18 protein-coding genes are annotated in these 15,873 nt (G+C 65.3%); 3 read left to right on the top strand and 15 right to left on the bottom strand.

The genetic code is table 11. The features are described 5' to 3' along the window. Positions 1-83: 83 nt before the first annotated feature. From ACZ92H_RS11880 to ACZ92H_RS11865, 4 genes are all read right to left on the bottom strand, one after another. A complete protein-coding gene (locus ACZ92H_RS11880) occupies positions 84-488 on the bottom strand; it encodes a hypothetical protein (protein WP_465049481.1) in 405 nt (134 codons plus the stop codon). Further along, positions 485-706 carry a hypothetical protein gene (locus ACZ92H_RS11875; protein WP_465049480.1) on the bottom strand — a complete coding sequence of 74 codons (222 nt, stop codon included), beginning with the start codon at positions 704-706 and terminating at the stop codon, positions 485-487. Before ACZ92H_RS11875 ends, ACZ92H_RS11880 begins: the two co-directional genes overlap by 4 nt. A 111-nt stretch (positions 707-817) precedes the next feature. After that, positions 818-1,621, bottom strand: a complete 804-nt coding sequence (locus ACZ92H_RS11870) for a hypothetical protein (protein ID WP_465049478.1) — start codon at positions 1,619-1,621, stop codon at positions 818-820. 114 nt (positions 1,622-1,735) lie between these two features. Beyond that, positions 1,736-3,043 carry a tyrosine-type recombinase/integrase gene (locus ACZ92H_RS11865; RefSeq protein WP_465049477.1) on the bottom strand — a complete coding sequence of 436 codons (1,308 nt, stop codon included), beginning with the start codon at positions 3,041-3,043 and terminating at the stop codon, positions 1,736-1,738. Between the two features lie 402 nt (positions 3,044-3,445). On the opposite strand from ACZ92H_RS11865, the gene ACZ92H_RS11860 reads away from it, so the two are divergent. Continuing rightward, the gene (locus tag ACZ92H_RS11860) at positions 3,446-3,652 is read left to right on the top strand and encodes a dodecin (protein ID WP_071325761.1); all 207 of its coding nucleotides are present in this window, start codon (positions 3,446-3,448) and stop codon (positions 3,650-3,652) included. Positions 3,653-3,666: 14 nt separating this feature from the next. Here the strand turns inward: ACZ92H_RS11860 and ACZ92H_RS11855 are convergent, their stop codons facing one another. Beyond that, positions 3,667-3,978 (bottom strand): hypothetical protein, encoded by a 312-nt coding sequence (locus tag ACZ92H_RS11855; protein ID WP_131374539.1) that lies wholly within the window; start codon positions 3,976-3,978, stop codon positions 3,667-3,669. A 159-nt stretch (positions 3,979-4,137) separates the two neighbouring features. Here ACZ92H_RS11855 and ACZ92H_RS11850 point away from each other — a divergent pair, with 159 nt between their 5' ends. Both ACZ92H_RS11850 and ACZ92H_RS11845 read left to right on the top strand, forming a co-directional pair. Next, on the top strand, positions 4,138-4,512 hold the full coding sequence (locus tag ACZ92H_RS11850) for a hypothetical protein (protein ID WP_131374541.1): 375 nt from the start codon (positions 4,138-4,140) through the stop codon (positions 4,510-4,512). Between the two features lie 211 nt (positions 4,513-4,723). Further along, a complete protein-coding gene (locus tag ACZ92H_RS11845; RefSeq protein WP_465049476.1) occupies positions 4,724-5,710 on the top strand; it encodes an EDSAP-1 family PEP-CTERM protein in 987 nt (328 codons plus the stop codon). A gap of 61 nt (positions 5,711-5,771) precedes the next feature. On the opposite strand, the gene ACZ92H_RS11840 is transcribed toward ACZ92H_RS11845, so the two are convergent. The 10 genes from ACZ92H_RS11840 to ACZ92H_RS11795 form a co-directional block, all read right to left on the bottom strand. Beyond that, a complete protein-coding gene (locus ACZ92H_RS11840) occupies positions 5,772-6,839 on the bottom strand; it encodes a LytR C-terminal domain-containing protein (RefSeq protein ID WP_465049475.1) in 1,068 nt (355 codons plus the stop codon). Positions 6,840-6,850: 11 nt separating this feature from the next. Then, the gene (locus ACZ92H_RS11835; protein ID WP_465049474.1) at positions 6,851-7,789 is read right to left on the bottom strand and encodes a type II secretion system F family protein; all 939 of its coding nucleotides are present in this window, start codon (positions 7,787-7,789) and stop codon (positions 6,851-6,853) included. Between the two features lie 120 nt (positions 7,790-7,909). Continuing rightward, the gene (locus tag ACZ92H_RS11830) at positions 7,910-8,887 is read right to left on the bottom strand and encodes a type II secretion system F family protein (protein ID WP_131374549.1); all 978 of its coding nucleotides are present in this window, start codon (positions 8,885-8,887) and stop codon (positions 7,910-7,912) included. Positions 8,888-8,968: 81 nt separating this feature from the next. Next, entirely contained in the window at positions 8,969-10,315 is a 1,347-nt protein-coding gene (locus ACZ92H_RS11825; RefSeq protein WP_465049472.1) for a TadA family conjugal transfer-associated ATPase, read from the bottom strand. Positions 10,316-10,374: 59 nt separating this feature from the next. Beyond that, positions 10,375-11,544 (bottom strand): CpaE/TadZ family protein, encoded by a 1,170-nt coding sequence (locus ACZ92H_RS11820; RefSeq protein WP_131374554.1) that lies wholly within the window; start codon positions 11,542-11,544, stop codon positions 10,375-10,377. Between the two features lie 47 nt (positions 11,545-11,591). Next, positions 11,592-12,188 (bottom strand): TadE/TadG family type IV pilus assembly protein, encoded by a 597-nt coding sequence (locus ACZ92H_RS11815; RefSeq protein ID WP_465049470.1) that lies wholly within the window; start codon positions 12,186-12,188, stop codon positions 11,592-11,594. Continuing rightward, positions 12,178-12,660: a TadE/TadG family type IV pilus assembly protein gene (locus tag ACZ92H_RS11810; protein ID WP_465049468.1), complete on the bottom strand. Its 483-nt coding sequence runs from the start codon at positions 12,658-12,660 to the stop codon at positions 12,178-12,180. Before ACZ92H_RS11810 ends, ACZ92H_RS11815 begins: the two co-directional genes overlap by 11 nt. Continuing rightward, entirely contained in the window at positions 12,657-14,084 is a 1,428-nt protein-coding gene (locus ACZ92H_RS11805; RefSeq protein WP_465049466.1) for a pilus assembly protein TadG-related protein, read from the bottom strand. The genes ACZ92H_RS11810 and ACZ92H_RS11805 overlap by 4 nt, the downstream gene beginning before the upstream one ends. Beyond that, on the bottom strand, positions 14,074-14,376 hold the full coding sequence (locus ACZ92H_RS11800) for a hypothetical protein (RefSeq protein ID WP_465049464.1): 303 nt from the start codon (positions 14,374-14,376) through the stop codon (positions 14,074-14,076). Before ACZ92H_RS11800 ends, ACZ92H_RS11805 begins: the two co-directional genes overlap by 11 nt. A 30-nt stretch (positions 14,377-14,406) precedes the next feature. Beyond that, positions 14,407-15,840 (bottom strand): type II and III secretion system protein family protein, encoded by a 1,434-nt coding sequence (locus tag ACZ92H_RS11795; protein ID WP_465049463.1) that lies wholly within the window; start codon positions 15,838-15,840, stop codon positions 14,407-14,409. Positions 15,841-15,873 lie beyond the last annotated feature (33 nt).

Raw genomic sequence — 15,873 nt, 5'->3', positions numbered from 1 at the left:
TAGCGTAGCCATCGCGGCAACAGGTGCCGGTGGTGGGCAGGAGAGCAGCGCCAGCAACAGACGCGTGCAAACAGTCTTCAGCATCAGTCACCCGCCAGCTTGTCGCGCGAGCGCATCCACGCATGAATAGCGCGGCGGCCAGTCTCGGCCAGGTGATAGACGCCGCGCCGGATGGGCTGGCCATCCCGGTCGTGGTCGGGAATCATTGTGCATGGCAGGCCGAACATGCCTAAACCCAAGTCGCGCAGCGCAGCAATCAGGGCCGGGCCATTGCTGCAGCCGGCAACACGGTCGAGATGCTCGCGCGGTACCGGGCGCAGCAGGAGTGCATGCAGCGCGCGCAGATAGCGCGGGTTGTCTGTGCCAGCGAAGCGAACAGGTGTGGTAGAGTGCGCAGCAGGTACTGCTGTTTCAAAGAGGTCCGGTTCTGCTTGGCGGCGGCCGGACTTTTTCTTTGGGCGGTCGCCCGGTGGCGAGCGGTCCATCATGCCTCCGAGCTCAGCGCGCGGGCAACGCCGGCCAATGGCCACATCAACATTTTTCCGCGCTTGATGGGGCGCACGCCGTAGCACTCGCCGGTGAGACAGTGATTTTTCAGGACAGTCTGGGTGGCGCGGCACATGGCGTGCGCAAACTCGGCGGTGGTGATGTGGTCGCGGCCTTGAGCGACGGCGGCCAGCGCCGGAGGAAGGGAAACTGTTAGCATCTGATGCACTCCTGTGAGCCCGTTTTCACGGTATGAGTGCATCATTTCCGGCTTATTGATTTTCTCCGATAGAACGAACCGCTATTGACCGCTATCGAACGATACAGACCATTAGTGACCGCTATCGACCAACTTTTTGATCCGCTGACGCAATGCATCCTTGGAGAAATAAGCTACTTTCCCCTCCTTGTTATAAGCGATTCCTTCCGGGGCATCCACTTCGCCGGTAAAGGGTGGCGTAGCCGCCAAGGCCATCTCTGTCAATGCAGTCCACACAGCATGATAGTCATTGTTGCCTACGTTTTCACAAGCACGCGTAATCTCCGAATCAAGTAGGCGTATGCGCGTTTTTGTCCTATGGACTTTCGCCCCGAGGACCAGCTCAGGTGGAGGGATTACTTGGGTATCAGACTGAACCGTCGATGGTTCAATAACTTGCACTGATTCGCTTAGAGAGTTATGTGGATGCCCATATTGGCCTGGCTGCACACCAACAAGCTGGCAGATGTCACCATCCAGCATATAACCGCGCGCCATCGCCCACAACACGCCTTGGCGCGGCGTGAATGCCTGCGCTAACTCGCCAGCTTGCTGGGCAAGGGTAATTGCCCTCAATGCTGTGGCTGCGTTTCTGGTGCTGCCAGACATCGCAATAACACGCGCAACCTCTTCCCCGGACCAGTAGGGCATGTAGCTCAGTTCCCACTTTTCGAGGAACGCACGGGCATCAACTTTGGACGCACCATCAAAAGCCTCTGCAAACTCTGCATCATCATCTTCGTCGATGGCTTTTTGAATCAGTTCGGCGCTAATCGGATTTATGCCATCGGGTGTAAGCCAGTAAGCGAGGCTGGTGATAGTTTGCTGACCAGGGCCGTCGACGCGGATATAGTCTTTCGCTTCAAATTTTGGCATGTGCACCCCTTCAGGTGTCCGCCTTCATAAAATAGGTGCTGCAACCAGGTCGGTGAAGGAGCCGACTTTTCCCCCGCTAAAGGTAGGCTGCAGCGTAAATCGTGCCCGATACGGTCAGGCAGTCGATACTACTCGCAATCCTGCTGGCGCTGGTTGGAACTGGATTTCCGCTTGCTCCAACATCCACTCTTCTATTTTAACGTGCCATTTCCGCAGCAGGTCCAGTGGGCGGCGGATATAGTTCTGTTCGCGGACGCCCTGGGGCGCATGGCCTTGAATCTGCGCGGCGATGCCTGCCGGCGTCTCGGTCCACTCGCTCAATGTTGCGAAGCTGCGGCGCAGGCCGTGCAAGGTCAGGTGCGGCAAGCCGGCGGCGGCCACCGCCTCGTTATGGGCAATGCGAGGCTCGGCCAGCTTGCCCGACTCGGCGCTGGGGCTGCTGAATACCCACTCATTGCGGCGCGGCAGGGCGGCCAGCAGGTGCGCAACATAGGGCGTCAGCGGCACCATACGAAAATCCTCTACCTTGTCTCCCAGCTTCATGCTGCCCCACTGAAAATCGACGTCGGCCCAGCGCAGCCCAGCCACCTCTTCGCGGCGAGCCCCAATCATTAGCAGGGTTTGCAGGTAGGCCGCGATGACCGGATTGCCTATCTTGCGAACCTCACCGAACCATGCCTTGAGCTGCTCGCGCTGCAACAGGTCGTGCTTCACCTTCGGTTTGCCTAGTATTTCGCGCGCCTTGGCACTTTTGGCCGCGTTTCTGGTAACGATGCCGGAATAGTGCGGGTGGGCCGTGCACCAGTTCAAGAAGGCTTTCAACAGACGCATGGCCAGGCGCGCGCTGGACGGCCGCGTCTGAGCTTCGACTTTCGCCCAAGCCTCAATACGCGCATCGGTCAAGTCGACAAGGCGCTCGGCGGCGAGAACGGAAAGCGGCCCCGGCTTAGTCGGCTTGGGGCTGCGCTTGCGCCCTTCCCCGCCGGCCTGAATGATTTTTCGATGCGCAGAAATCTGATGCTCGCCCCAGTGTGGTGTACGCTCCGCAACATAAACAGGCCATACAGCGCCAAGGGTGACGGAGTCCCGCAACGCAGCGGCCGCTGTTTCGACCTTTACTGCCACCTGCGCTGCAACCTGTTCGGCGCGCACCTGGCGCGGGTCAATGCCCTGGTCGGTCTGCGCCTTATGGCGCGTGGCCTCCGCCTGGGCCTTGCCTACCGTCCATGTCCGGACATCGCCGATGGTGATGCGGATGGTTTTGCCCTCAAGGCGAGTTTCAAAGATGTAAGAACGCGCGCCGGCGGCGGTAACGCGAAGTCCCAAGCCTGGCGTTTTCGCGTCCCACATAATGCTCTGCTGCTTGCCGGCCTCGCATTGAAATACGGCCACCCGGTCGGCCGTGAAATTCACCTTCGCCACTTATCTGTTCTCCCCTGTGTAGGCGCCATGTAGGCACTGTGTAGGCAGATTCTATCAAACTAAGGGAAAGTATCGGCAAGTCCAGTCGCTGCCAATATGACAAAAATCGGCAATCCCCCCCTATGAGAGTGGCACTTTTCGACCTCAAAAGGAAACCATGGAAAACCAAAATCCCAGCGATTTGTAATCATCAGGTGGCCAGTTCGAAACCGGCAGTCGGCACCAGAATTCAGTAGGAAATCAAAGGGTTACCCGCTTCGGCCGGTAGCCTTTTTTTCTTTCCGAAACGCGTCTCCCAGCGCATTGATGCACTGCGCCATGACTGCCAGCACGTTTAGGCGCACTATGGGCACATGCTTGCAAAAAGCAAACTCTGTCTGGCTTGCCTACCTGGAGAACATCATGTCCGCACACACTTACAAGCTGATCGAACTGGTCGGCACGTCGACGGAGAGCAGCGATCAGGCGATCCGCGATGCCATTGCCAAGGCGGCGCTGACGGTCAAGCACATGGACTGGTATGAAGTGACTGACTCGCGCGGGCATATCGTCGATGGCAAGGTGGCGCACTTCCAGGTCACGCTCAAGGTCGGCTTCCGGCTGGAATAGGGCCAGGCGGCAATTCAGCGCCGCCCGCCCCCTCCCCGGCTCTCCAGCCACTCCCGGCCGCCGGCCTCCAGCGCGGCTTGAATCACCTTTTCCGGCAAGCTGTACACGGTTGCCCAGCTGGCGCGGCCGTCCTGCGTGTTGGCGGGAAAGCTGTGCGTCTCGATGGGCCAGTGGTATTTGCGTTTCAGCGCCTTGACGATGGCGGCCAGCGAGACGCGGCCTTGCAGCGGTTCGGCGCCGGACTGGTCGCGGTTCGACAGCAGCACGGCCAGGACCTGGCCGCGGCCCGTGCGCGCGCCGGGGAAAGTAGGAGTTTTGTTTGCCATGGCCCATTTTACCGGCCGAGGCGCAATGTGCCGCACCTTTGCGCACCTTTGATGTGGCGCAAGCGCCGCATCGGCGTTGCGGCCACGATGACTCTTTCGCCAGGCGTGCCAGCGCCCCTACGGCAGCCTGGACCTGTACAAGGGGCACAGGAGAAAATCATGCACAGCCTGAACATCCACGCCATGCAATGGCAACCCGTTGCCGATATTGCCGCCGTCAATCCGCTGCTGCCCGAGGACGTGGCCTGCTTTCGCGAATTGCGCGACGTGCTGCAACGCTATGGCGCGCTCGACCGCTTCGGCATTTCCCTGATCCACCGCCATTTCGACATCGCCGACGACGAAGAGCTGATGGAGTACGCGGATGCGCAGCAGCGCACCCTGACGGTCAAACCTGTCAAGAAAAGCGACATCGACTGGCAGCACACCACGATTACTAACTGGAAACTGACGGAGGGCGACGAAGTGGCGCGCATCGGTTGTGGCTGCGCGCGCAATTCAGGCGGCCACCTGGGCTATCACCGCGGCACCTGAAGCCCGCCGCGGCAAACGTCAAGCGGCGTCGGCCTTTCTTACACATTGCCTCCACCAGCCCAGTCCGCTTCGCGCAAGTCGTTGATTCGACGTTCTTTTATTTTGTGGCACGCAAGCTGCTTATCACTGTCTACGAGATGCATCCAGGCAAGCGGCCTGGAGCGTCACCCCGGATGTCACTTCCGACAATGACCACGATAATGAGGCTGCGATGAACGTCGATCACACACGAAGCAAGGCCATGGGATGGCTGGGCGTACTGGCCACCGCCGGCTTGCTGGCCAGCGGCCAGGCGCAGGCTGGCGCGTATGGCCTGGCCGTCAACGAGTTGAATAATTTCCGCATCACCACCAGCGCCGGCAGCCTGTCGCTGGCCGGCGCCAACCGCAATGCCAGCGACAGCGCGTTTTTCGAAGGCGGCGTGGCCGTCAATCCGCGCGCCGTCAATACGGGACCGGCCGCCAACGCCGACGTGCTGCAAGTGTGCTCGGGCAGCGGCTGCGGCGCTGCGCCGCAAAACCACTACGCCCCCACCACCGCGCTCGAGTTCGCCCGCGGCGATGCGCATGCCTTCGGCAACATGCTCAATGGCGGCGCCACCGTCAGCGCCGTGGCGGAAGCACAGCGCAACACGGTGGGCGCCGCCACGGCCACGGCCGGCGACACGCTGACCGGCTCCATCAACCTGACCCTGTCGAGCGCCGGCTTCATCACCTTCAGCTTCATGGGACGGCGCGACTTGCGCACCAACGTGACGACCATGGGCGACAAGTCGAACGTGTCGATCATGGATATCTTCAATATTTCGTGCAACAGCGCCAGCCCCGTCGGCTGCCTGTCGAACGCGAACGCCGACGGCGTGATCTTCCAGTTCGCGCCCGATGGCGACCCCAACAATGGCAGCGACATCAACGGCAACCACACGGTGGGCAGCCTGGACCCGTTCAGCCTGAACATGACGACCGGCACCAACGATCCCGCCACCCCGCGCGCGTTCACGAATGGCTTTGCCATGTTTTCCCTGACCTCGAATTTCGCCCTACCCGCCGGCAGCTATACCTTGAATTTTTCCAAGTCCACGCGCACCGATATCGTCGTCATCGACCCGCCGCTGGCCGTACCCGAGCCAGGCACGCTGTTCCTGCTGGGCACAGGATTGGCGGCCCTGGCCTTTACGCGGCGGCGCCGGCCGCGCTAACGGGCGGCAGGCAAAAGAGCGGCGCCGCAAGGGCGCCGTTTTTTTTGCCTCGACAGGCGCTTCAACCCAGCCGCGCCAGCGCCTGGCGCGCCAGTTGCAGCTGCTGCACGTAATAGCGGTGCAGCATGGCGGGGTCGCCAAGGTCATGCCCGAGGATCAGCCGCAGGTCGCTGGCGGGACAGGCGGCGGGCACGGCCTGTACCTGGGGACCCAGCTGACGGGCCAGCTGGCGGGCCGCCGGTTCCTGCGCGGGCCGGTATTCCACGCGCGTATGCGTCACCTGGAAACCGCTCTCATTGCCCAGGCGCACCACTTGCACGGGTCCGCCAGCCAGGCTGCGCGCCAGCGCGGCGGCCATGCCGGGCACGCCGTTGCCATTCAGGATTTCCAGGCGGGGACGCGGCATGCTGGCCGCCGGGAGGTGTCCCGCTGTCCCGGCTGGCCGCGCCAGCGCGGTAGCGGGCGTGGCGGAAACCGCCGGCACGCGCTGCAAGCGGGCCATGCCGTCGCTCTGCGTGATGTCGATGCGCGCCATGGCGGGAGCCGCTTGCACGGGCGCCGGCTGCGGCGGTGCGGCGGACTGCAGCAAGGCCACATCGCGGCGCAAGTCGTGCTCCAGCAGACTGTGCGCCTGGCGCCGCATGACGGCGGCCCGCTCGTGCTGGCCCAGGCGCTCCAGCACCAGCGCCAGGTGCTGCCAGGCCAGCGCATTGAGCGGGTCGAGCAGGCACGCCTGTTCCAGCGCCGGCAAAGCCAGCGCATCGCGTCCGCTCAAATAATAGGCATGGCCAAGATTGCTGAACAGGTAGGCCTGCTGCGGGCGCGGCGTGCCGGCATCCTGCGTCAAGGCCAGCCACCGGGCAATCGCGGCGTCATGCTCGCCCCGCTGCGCATGCAGCACGGCCAGGCCATTGCCCGCATTCACATGCCGCGGCGCGCTGCGCAAGGCCTGTTCATAGGCGGCTTGCGCCGCGGACAGCTCGCCGGCGTCAAAATGGCGCCGGCCCGCCGCATAGGCAAGGTCGGCATCGGCCGGCGTTGCGCGTGGCGCCTGCGCCGTGTGGCTGGCGCAGGCGCCCAGGCCCAGGCAGGCGCAGGTGGCGGTCAAACGGGAAATTGTCCAGCGCATGATAGCTCCTTTCAGCGGTTGGCCATGGCGGGCACGAGCACGCGATAGACTTCGATCACGGCCGGCCCCATGAGTACCAGCATGAGGGTGGGAAAGACGCAAAAAATCAGCGGAAACAGCAATTTCAAGGCGATCTTCGCCGCCGCCTCCTCGGCCAGCAGGCTGCGCTTGCTGCGCAGGTTTTCCGAATGCACGCGCAGCGAATCGCCCATGCTGGTGCCGAAACGTTCCGACTGAATCAGCATGGCGACGAGGGTATCGACATCTTCCACGCCGCTGCGCAGGGCCAGGTTGCGCAGCGCCTTGTCCTTGGAGAAGCCGGCGCGCATTTCCATCAGCACCAGCTGCAATTCCTGCGCCAGCACCACGCTCTTGATGTGGATCTCGCCCGACACTTTCACCAGCGCGCGCTCCAGGCTCAGGCCCGCCTCCACGCACACCGTCAGCAGGTCGAGCGCGTCGGGGATGTTTTCAAAGATGTCGCGCTGGCGCCGCTTGGCCGTGCTGGCCAGCACCAGGTTCGGCAGGTAGTAGCCGAAGGTGGCGCTCACGCACAGCAACAGCAGCAGCACGCTGCGCAGCTGGGCCGCCATGGCGCTGGCCGCATACAGGCCCAGCACGGTGGGAAACAGCAGCGCCAGCACGGTCTTCGCCGCGAAATACAAGGCCGGCGCGCCGGCCTGCCGCCAGCCCGCGTTCATGAAGCGCGTGCGCAGCGGCGAACGCTCCCAGCCTTCTTCCGGCAGCGACAGCTTGCTGAAGGGCTGCGCCGCGCGCGCCACCCGCTCGACCCAGCCATGTTCAGCGACCGTGTCGCTGGCGGCCGGCGCCATGGCGCCGAACAGGCGCTGGCGCAAGGCGCCGGGAAAGAAGATCAGCCACGCCAGCAGGGCCAGCGCCACCACCACGGCAAAGACGATCGCGAGAAACAGCAGTTGCGCACCGGTCATGATGTGTTTCTCCTCGCATCGGCCAACGATAAACGTGCACGACCCGGCGCATCGCCGAAGACAGCACGCAGGAACGGCGGGGCGACGCCACCACGCCATGGACTTTTTCCAGCGCCTTTGTCAAATGCGGATGCGGATCACCTTGCGCATCCAGACGACGCCCAGCACCACCATGCCGGCCGCATACCACAGCAGCCTGATGCCGCTGGGATCGGTCCACAGCAGGCGGATATATTGCGGATTCACCAGCGCCATGACGCCGATCATGACCACCGGCATCAGCCCCAGCACCCACGCCGACATGCGTCCCTCGGCCGACAGCACGCGCACCTGTCCCAGCAGCTTTAGCCGGGCGCGGATGATGCGCGCGATGCTGACCAGCACTTCGGCCAGGTTCCCGCCCGATTCGCGCTGCACCAGCACGGCGATGACGAGGTAGCGCAAGTCCGTCAGCGGGATGCGCGCGGCCAGGTTTTGCAGCGCTTCGTTCATCGGCACGCCGTAATTGATTTCTTCGTGCGCCATCTTGAATTCACCGCTGATCGGCTCGCTCAACTCATCGCCGACCATTTGCAGCACGTTGGAAAACGAGTGGCCGGCGCGCAGCGCGCGGGCGAGGAAATCGGCCGCCTCCGGCAACTGCGCCTCGATCTTCTGCAGCCGCGCCGCGCGCGCGCGCAGCACGAACATGAGGGGCCCGCCAGCGGCCACGCCCAGCAGCAGCAAGGCGCCCGGCAAGGGCAGGCTCCAGACGGTCAACAGCAGCAGTGCCGCCAGCAGCAGGCCGCCGGCGCCGCCGAGGAACTGCGCCACCGACCACGACAAGCCCGATTGCAGCAGCAGGTGATCTAGCTGCGCGGCATGCGGCGCGCGGCGCAGCCAGCGGTCCAGGCCAGGCGCGCGCGCATAGCGGCGCTGCTTGAGGATGGATACCCGCTCGCTGCCCGCCTCGCCGCGCGCCGCCATCAGGCGCAGGCGCCGGTTGATGCGCCGCGCCGCGCTGCCGTGCGTGCCCGACCACCACAGCCAGGCCCCTTCCACCATCAGGATGCAGGCGGCGAACAGCAGCACGGCAAAGCCATAGAAGACCAGGTCCATGATCCCTCCTTGGAACGTCGAACAAAACCGTCGCGGGCGGCACTGATTCGTGGCCGCAAACGCGACGCGCAGCGGCTTGGCTTACTCGTAGATGCGGTCCGGGTCGAAGACGCTGTCCGGCACGGGCGCGCCGAACATGCGCAGGCGTTCCGTGAAGCGGGGCCGCACGCCGGTGGCGCAAAAATGGCCCAGCACCTTGCCGGCGGCATCGACGCCCGTCTGCTCGAAGCGGAAGATTTCATGCATGGCGATGATGTCGCCTTCCATGCCCGTCACTTCCTGCAGGCTGACCAGCTTGCGCGCGCCGTCCGTCAGGCGCGACACCTGCATCACCACCGTCACGGCCGAGCAGATCTGCTGGCGCGTGGCGCGCGGCGTCAGGTTCACGCTGGCCATGCCGACCATGTTTTCCAGCCGCGCCAGCGCATCGCGCGCCGTGTTCGAGTGGATCGTCGCCAGGGAACCCTCATGGCCCGTGTTCATCGCCTGCAGCATGTCGAGCGCCTCGGCGCCGCGCACCTCGCCCAGGATGATGCGGTCGGGGCGCATGCGCAGCGCGTTGCGCACCAGCGCGCGCTGGCTCACTTCGCCCTTGCCTTCGATATTCGGCGGCCGCGTTTCCAGGCGCACCACGTGCGGCTGGCGCAGCGCCAGTTCGGCCGCATCCTCGATGGTGACGATGCGCTCGCTGCCCGGGATAAAGCCGGACAGCACGTTGAGCAGGGTCGTCTTGCCGCTGCCCGTGCCGCCCGAAATCAGGATGTTGACCTTGGCCTGGCCCAGCGCCTGCAGCACCTGCACCATGGGCGGCGTCAGGCTCTTGTAGTCGAGCAGGTTGGCGATGCTCAAAGGCTGCACGGCAAAGCGGCGGATCGATAAAATCGGTCCATCGACGGCCAGCGGCGGGATGATGGCATTCACACGCGAACCGTCCGGCAGGCGCGCATCGACCATCGGGCTCGATTCATCGACCCGGCGCCCCACGCGCGAGACGATTTTTTCGATGATCTTCATCAGGTGCGCATTGTCGTGGAAGGTCACGTCCGTCAGGTGCAGCCGCCCGCCCCGTTCGACATACACCTTGTCGCAGGTATTGACGAGGATATCGGACACGCTGGCGTCGGCCAGCAAGGGTTCGAGCGGCCCGAAGCCCAGCATCTCGTGCTGGATGTCGAGCACCAGGCTATGCCGCTCGTGCTGGTTGAGGACGATGCGCTCTTCCTCGATGACGCGCTGCACCAGCAGCGCCAGCTCGTGCTTGAACTGCTCGGCCGTCAGGCGTTTTAGTCTCTCCAGGTCGATACGGTCGAGTATCGTCTGGTGCATGGTTTTTTTCAGCTCCTGGTAGGCGTGCAGCGCCAGCGCGCCTTGTCCATTGCTGGCGGGGCGCAGCGTTTCGTTCGCCGCCAGGCGTTCGCGTAAAGTCATCTCGGCTCCCATGATGGCTCCCGGCGGGAGCCTTGATACTGCATCTGCCGCACCGCGCCTCAAGCCTCGCTGCGGCTGAACAGGCGGTCGAACAGGCCGCGGTTTTCCGTCACGCGGCGCGCCGTCACCAGTTCCACCAGCTCGGCCAGGCTGCGCGCCACGGCGCTGGTGCGCGACAGCTGCAGCAGCGGAATGCCCTGGTTGACGGAATCGGTGGCGGCCAGATAATCGTTGGGCACCGTGTGCACCACCTCGGCGCCCAGCGCCTGCTCCAGGTCGGCCAGGCGCAGGCGGCCGCCCTTTTCATAGCGGTTGACGATCAGCCGCAGGCGCTCGCCCGGATAGCCGAGCGAACGGAAGATATCGAGCAGGCGGCGGCCGTCGCGGATATCGGGCAGGGCCAGCTGCAGCACCGGGTAGATGGCGTCGGCATTGTCGAGCGCGCGCAGCGACAGCGCATCGATCTGGCGTCCCACGTCCAGCACGATGTAGTCGTAGTGCTGGCGCGCCACGGCCAGGATGCGGTCCATGTGCTCGGGCTGCATGTCCACCTTGTGCGACGGATCGTCGGCCGCCGCCAGCACGCCGAAATTGGGCGTCACATGCACCAGGCAGGAAGCGAGAAAGGCGCCATCCATGCGCGTGATCTGCGCGCAGATATCCGACAAGGTCATGCTCGGCTTCTGGTCCGACACGTACAAGGTGGCGTCGCCAAACTGGCCGTGCAGATCGATCAGCAGGACCTTGCAGCCAGCCAGGCTGGCCAGCGCATACGAAAAATTCGTCGATAAAAACGTGGCGCCGCTGCCACCCTTGCACGAGATGAAGGCCAGCACCTTGCCGTCGCGCATCTGCGTCACGCCGGCCTGGATATCCACCCGGTCCATCGCCTCGTGGAAGGCCTTGTGCACCAGCGGCAGTTGCAGCACCTCGCGCATGCCGGCGCGCATGGCGCGGATCAGCACATCCTGCTGCTGGCCCCGCGTGAGCAGCATCAGCACGGCCAGCGGATACTGGCGCGCCAGCCGTTCCAGCAGATCGGCTTCGTCGGCCTCGATGCCGCTGGCGTCGACGATCACCAGTTCCGGCGCCTCCGGCAACATGCGATCGACCGCATCGCGCAAGCCGCTGCGCCGTTCCAGCAGGCGCAGCACAGGCATGCGCGCCGCCCCCTGCGCGGCGATTTCATCGTGCAAGCTGGCATCGCGGCTGATCATCAAGGCTTTCATCGCACTTCCTTCAAGTCAATATGTTCGGCTTGCCCCGGCAGCGGCGTTCAAGGGCAGAAATTCGGGTTCTCCGCATAGCCCAGCGACTCGGCCACGGCCATGGTGGCGCCATTGGGCAGGCGCACGGCCTTCGCGCCGGACGGAAACACCTTCCCCAGCAAGGGCAGGATGGGCCGGTACGGCACGCTCTCGCAGCGCGCGCCGTCACCGGGCACGCACAAACGGGCGCGCACGAAACGGATGCAGCTGGCGCCATGCGGATCGTTCAGGCAATTGATGCGGTTGCGCTGCGGGCAGCCCGGCAGCGCGCTGACCGGCAAGGCCGCCGGCGTGCCATTGGCCAGCGACAGATAATCGATGCGCACATAGGCATCGCTGATGCTCCCGCCCAGCGGCAAGGCGCCGGGGCCGGCGCGCAGCACGGCGTGCTCGCGCACGGCCTGCAGCGCGCTGGCGTTGCTGAAATCGGTGACGGCGGCGGCGCGCGCGGCGCGGCGCGTAATCTCGTGCACCATGTTCCAGACATACATGGCGCGCGCCACTTCGAGCATGGCAAAGACAAATAAAAAGAACAGCAGCGCCAGCATGGCGAATTCGACGGCAAACACGCCGCCCTGGTGCCGCTGGCCTGGTTTAATTAACATAGCGCAAGGTCGCATTGGCGCGCAGCGGTATCGACCACAGGTCGGGCATCCAGGCGCGCACCAGGTCGGGCAGGAAGCTGACGCGCATGTCCACGGCCACCTTGATGCGCACCTGCGTCGGCGCTTTGCCAAAGGTGCCGCAGTTATAATCTTCGTCGAGATAGAGGCAGTTCAGACTCACGCTGACGGCCTTCAATTGCGGCGCGGTGTCCGCCATCGCATCGACCACCATTTGCCGCGCAAACGCGCCGTGCTGCGCGGCGGTGTCGACATTCGCCATCTGCGGCAGCGGCAAGGTGGCCATGTAGCGCGCCGCGTCATGCGCCCCTTTCTGCAGGACGGTGTAAGCGAAGAACGCGCGGCCGAACAGCAGCACCACGGGTAGCAGCCCCATGAAGAACAGCATGATCAGCGCCAGCTCGATGGCCGCCACGCCGCCCTGGCGCCGCCCCGCGCGGCGAGGCGGCCTCATTGCAGCAGCTCCGCCGGGCCGGCCAGCGTGCCTTCGGCCACCACGCCGGCAAATTCGGCGCTCAGCACGCCATTGCTGGCCGGCGCCGTCATGTAAAAGCGGCCGATGCCCTGCACCTGGGCCAGCACGTCGCTGCCGGCCGGCACGGGGCACGCCAGCAAGGCGATATTGAGCGCGCGCCGCAGCGCCACGCCCGTGTTGCCGAGCGGCACCGTCTGAAATCCCGACGCCAGGTAGGGCGTGCCGCTGGTCGGATAGCCGGCCTTGGCGGCCGGCGCGGCCGGCGTAGCGGGATACAGCTTGCTCCAGTCGCCGGGGGCAAACGGCAGATAGCCGCCGGCCGGTTTCGGGCTGCTGTATTTCGCCGCCCTGGCAAACGACCACAGCGGTCCATAGCTGCCCAGCGCCGGCGGTGTCGCCGGCGTCTCCGGGTCGGCCACGGACAGCAGGGGATTGCCGCTGCTGAGCGCACTGGGCGCGTCAGGCGTATTCGCCATCCACCAATTCGAGGCCGTGTTCGGAAAGGCGCGGATATTCGTGTCGGGCGGCGCCGTGACCGCGTGGCAGCCGCTGCCCGCATGCAGATTGAAGCGGGCATTGAAAGCCGGCCACAGAGCGGCGGGAAACGGCCGGTGCACGTGCACCGCCGCGCTGCCGATATGCGGGTACAGCACGCTGCCCGTGCAGACGAAGGGCAAGATGGCCGCATCGCTGACCTGCGCCGGCACGCCCAGGGTACCCGGCTTGCCCAGCGGATTGAGCACGAAATGTTCAGCCGCCGGACCGTGCGGATTGAGCTTCAGCAGGTTATACGCCACGCCGCGGCGGAAACCATATTCCAGCAATTCATCCGGCGACAGCCCCGCGTTCTTGCGTGGACTGGCCGCGAGGTTCGACAGCGCGCAGATGGCCAACGGGGCCAGGTGCAAGCTGGTACGGCCGGCCACGGCGCGCGCCCGCGTATCGAGCGTGCGCAGCGCCGGCGCCCAGGCGCCCAGGAAGGCGGTCGCCACTTTCCCCAGCGCCGGCTCGTTGGCTTGCGTATCGACGCGCACGAACAGGGCCGTGGCGGGATCGGACACGCTGCCCGCCGCATGCCACCCGTCGGCGGGCGCATCGGCGGCGCTGGCAAAACGGATGCTGGTATCCGACAAAATGGCGCCCTCCATGCGGCGCTGATAGGCGCTCTTGTCCGCCGCGCTGCTCCTGGCTTTCGCCACGGCGGCGAGCAGGCCGTCGGAGGTCCCCACCAGTTCCGCCGCCGCGGCCAGCGCCGCGTTATCGGCCAGGTTCTGCAGTTCAGTCTTGCGGCCGATGACTTGCCCCACGTCGAGCGCCAGGCCGATAAAGCCCAGTATCACGATGAGCAGCAGGGAAAAGGCGATGATCATCGCGCCGCGCTGGCCCTGGCGTCTATTTGCCATTGCCGCCTCCCAGCATGAACTGCACCGGCTGCGGCGCCTGGCCATTCGGTTCGACAAACGAGGCGCGGTAGCGCTGCATGGCGGCGTGCGCGCTGGGGCCGTCCAGTCCGTCGGCAGGCGTGCGCTTGCCGGCGCTGGCCGGATAGCGTACCTGCTGCGCCATGGCCACACGCACGGCGTCGCCAAAGCGCTGGTCCAGCTGCGGCGTGCTGCTATGTGCGCAAGCGGCCAGCTGCAGCGTCAAGGTCAACGCCGCCAGGCGCCGCAGCGAACTCACCAGTGATGTCGGCATGGCTTGGCTCCCCCTCTCAATGCACAGCGTTCATTTCAGCTCGAAGCCGCCGGCCGCGCGCGGCGCCGGCGCCGGCAGCGGCACCGTGGGCGGCGGCCCTTCCATCATGCCGCCCAACATCAGATCCTTGCGCGAAGGCGGCGTCAGCTGCGCCGTCGGCAGCAGCGTATCGGGCGGCAGGGGTTTCACCAGATGCGCGGTGATGACAAACAGCAGTTCCGTGCGGTCGTGCTGGAAGTCCGTGCTGCGAAACAGCGCGCCGAGGATCGGCACTTCGCTGAGCCACGGCACGCCCGTGATATTGCTCACCTGGTTGTTCTTGATCAGGCCGCCGATGGCATAGCTCTGGCCATCGAACAGCTGCACCGTGGTCGAGGCGCGCCGCGTGGTAATCACCGGCAAGATCGAGCGCCCGCTGACCCCGGCGGCGGAAATGCCCACGCCTTCGCGCGACAATTCCGACACTTCCGGCGCCACCTTCAGATGGATGCGCCCGCCCGCCAGCACGGTGGGCGTGAAGCGCAGGCCGACGCCGTATTCGCGCTCTTCCAGGGTGACCTTGTTATTGTCCTGGCCGACGGGAATGAAAATCTTGCCACCGGCCAGGAAACTGCCCTCCTGCCCGCTGATCGCCATCACAGTCGGTTCGGCCAGGATGCGGATCAGGCCATCCTGCTTCTGCGCCTCGATGGTCAGCCGCTGGCCGTTCGACTTGCGCACGTCGAGCGAGCCATTCGCCGCGCCGCTGAGAAAATTCGACAGCAAGGTGGTGGCCCAGCTGCCGGAGGCGAAGCGCAAGGTGGCGCCCACTTCCAGGCGCTCCAGCAGCGACTTCGACACTTCGGCGATCTGCACGGCCAGCATCACTTGCTGCGGCGCACTGACGTCGAGCATGTTGATGATGCGGCTGTTCGGTGTGGCCGCGCCGGAGGCAGCCACGGCCGGCGGCGGCACGGCGCTGCCGTCGGCCGGCTTGGGCAGGGCCAGCGGCACGGTAGCGCGGCGCACATAGGCGTGCGCCAGCTCGACGGCACGCAGCACGGCGCCCGCATCCTGCACCGTGCCCGACAGCACCAGCGTATCGGCCACGGCCGTGACGCGGATGGCTTTTTCTTCCGGCATCAGGGCCGCCAGGGTGGCTTGCAGGCCGGCCGGGTCCATGCCGACACTGACGTTGACGACGCTGCACACGCCGCTCTTGCCCTGGATAATCATGTTCGTGCTGCCCACGTCGACGCCCACCACATACAAGGTGTCGGGCGCCACCAGCATGGCTTGCAGCACGGCCGGATTGCCGACGCTGCGGGCCAGCACGGCTTCCGGCAGGCGCAGCATGCTCGACTTGCCCACCTGCAGCTGCAGGTGGCCGGGCGTGGCCGCCTCGCCGCCGCAGCGCGGGCCAGAGTCGGCGGCGGCGCTGGCGAGCGGCAGCAAACAGCACAGTGTCAGCAGGGCGCGGTTCATGTGAGCGTGTCCATGGTTGATCAGGGCAAGGGG

It is taken from the genome of Janthinobacterium foliorum, assembly GCF_978021625.1.
Note: the sequence above shows the minus strand (reverse complement) of the source record. Positions and strands in the feature narration are given on the sequence as shown.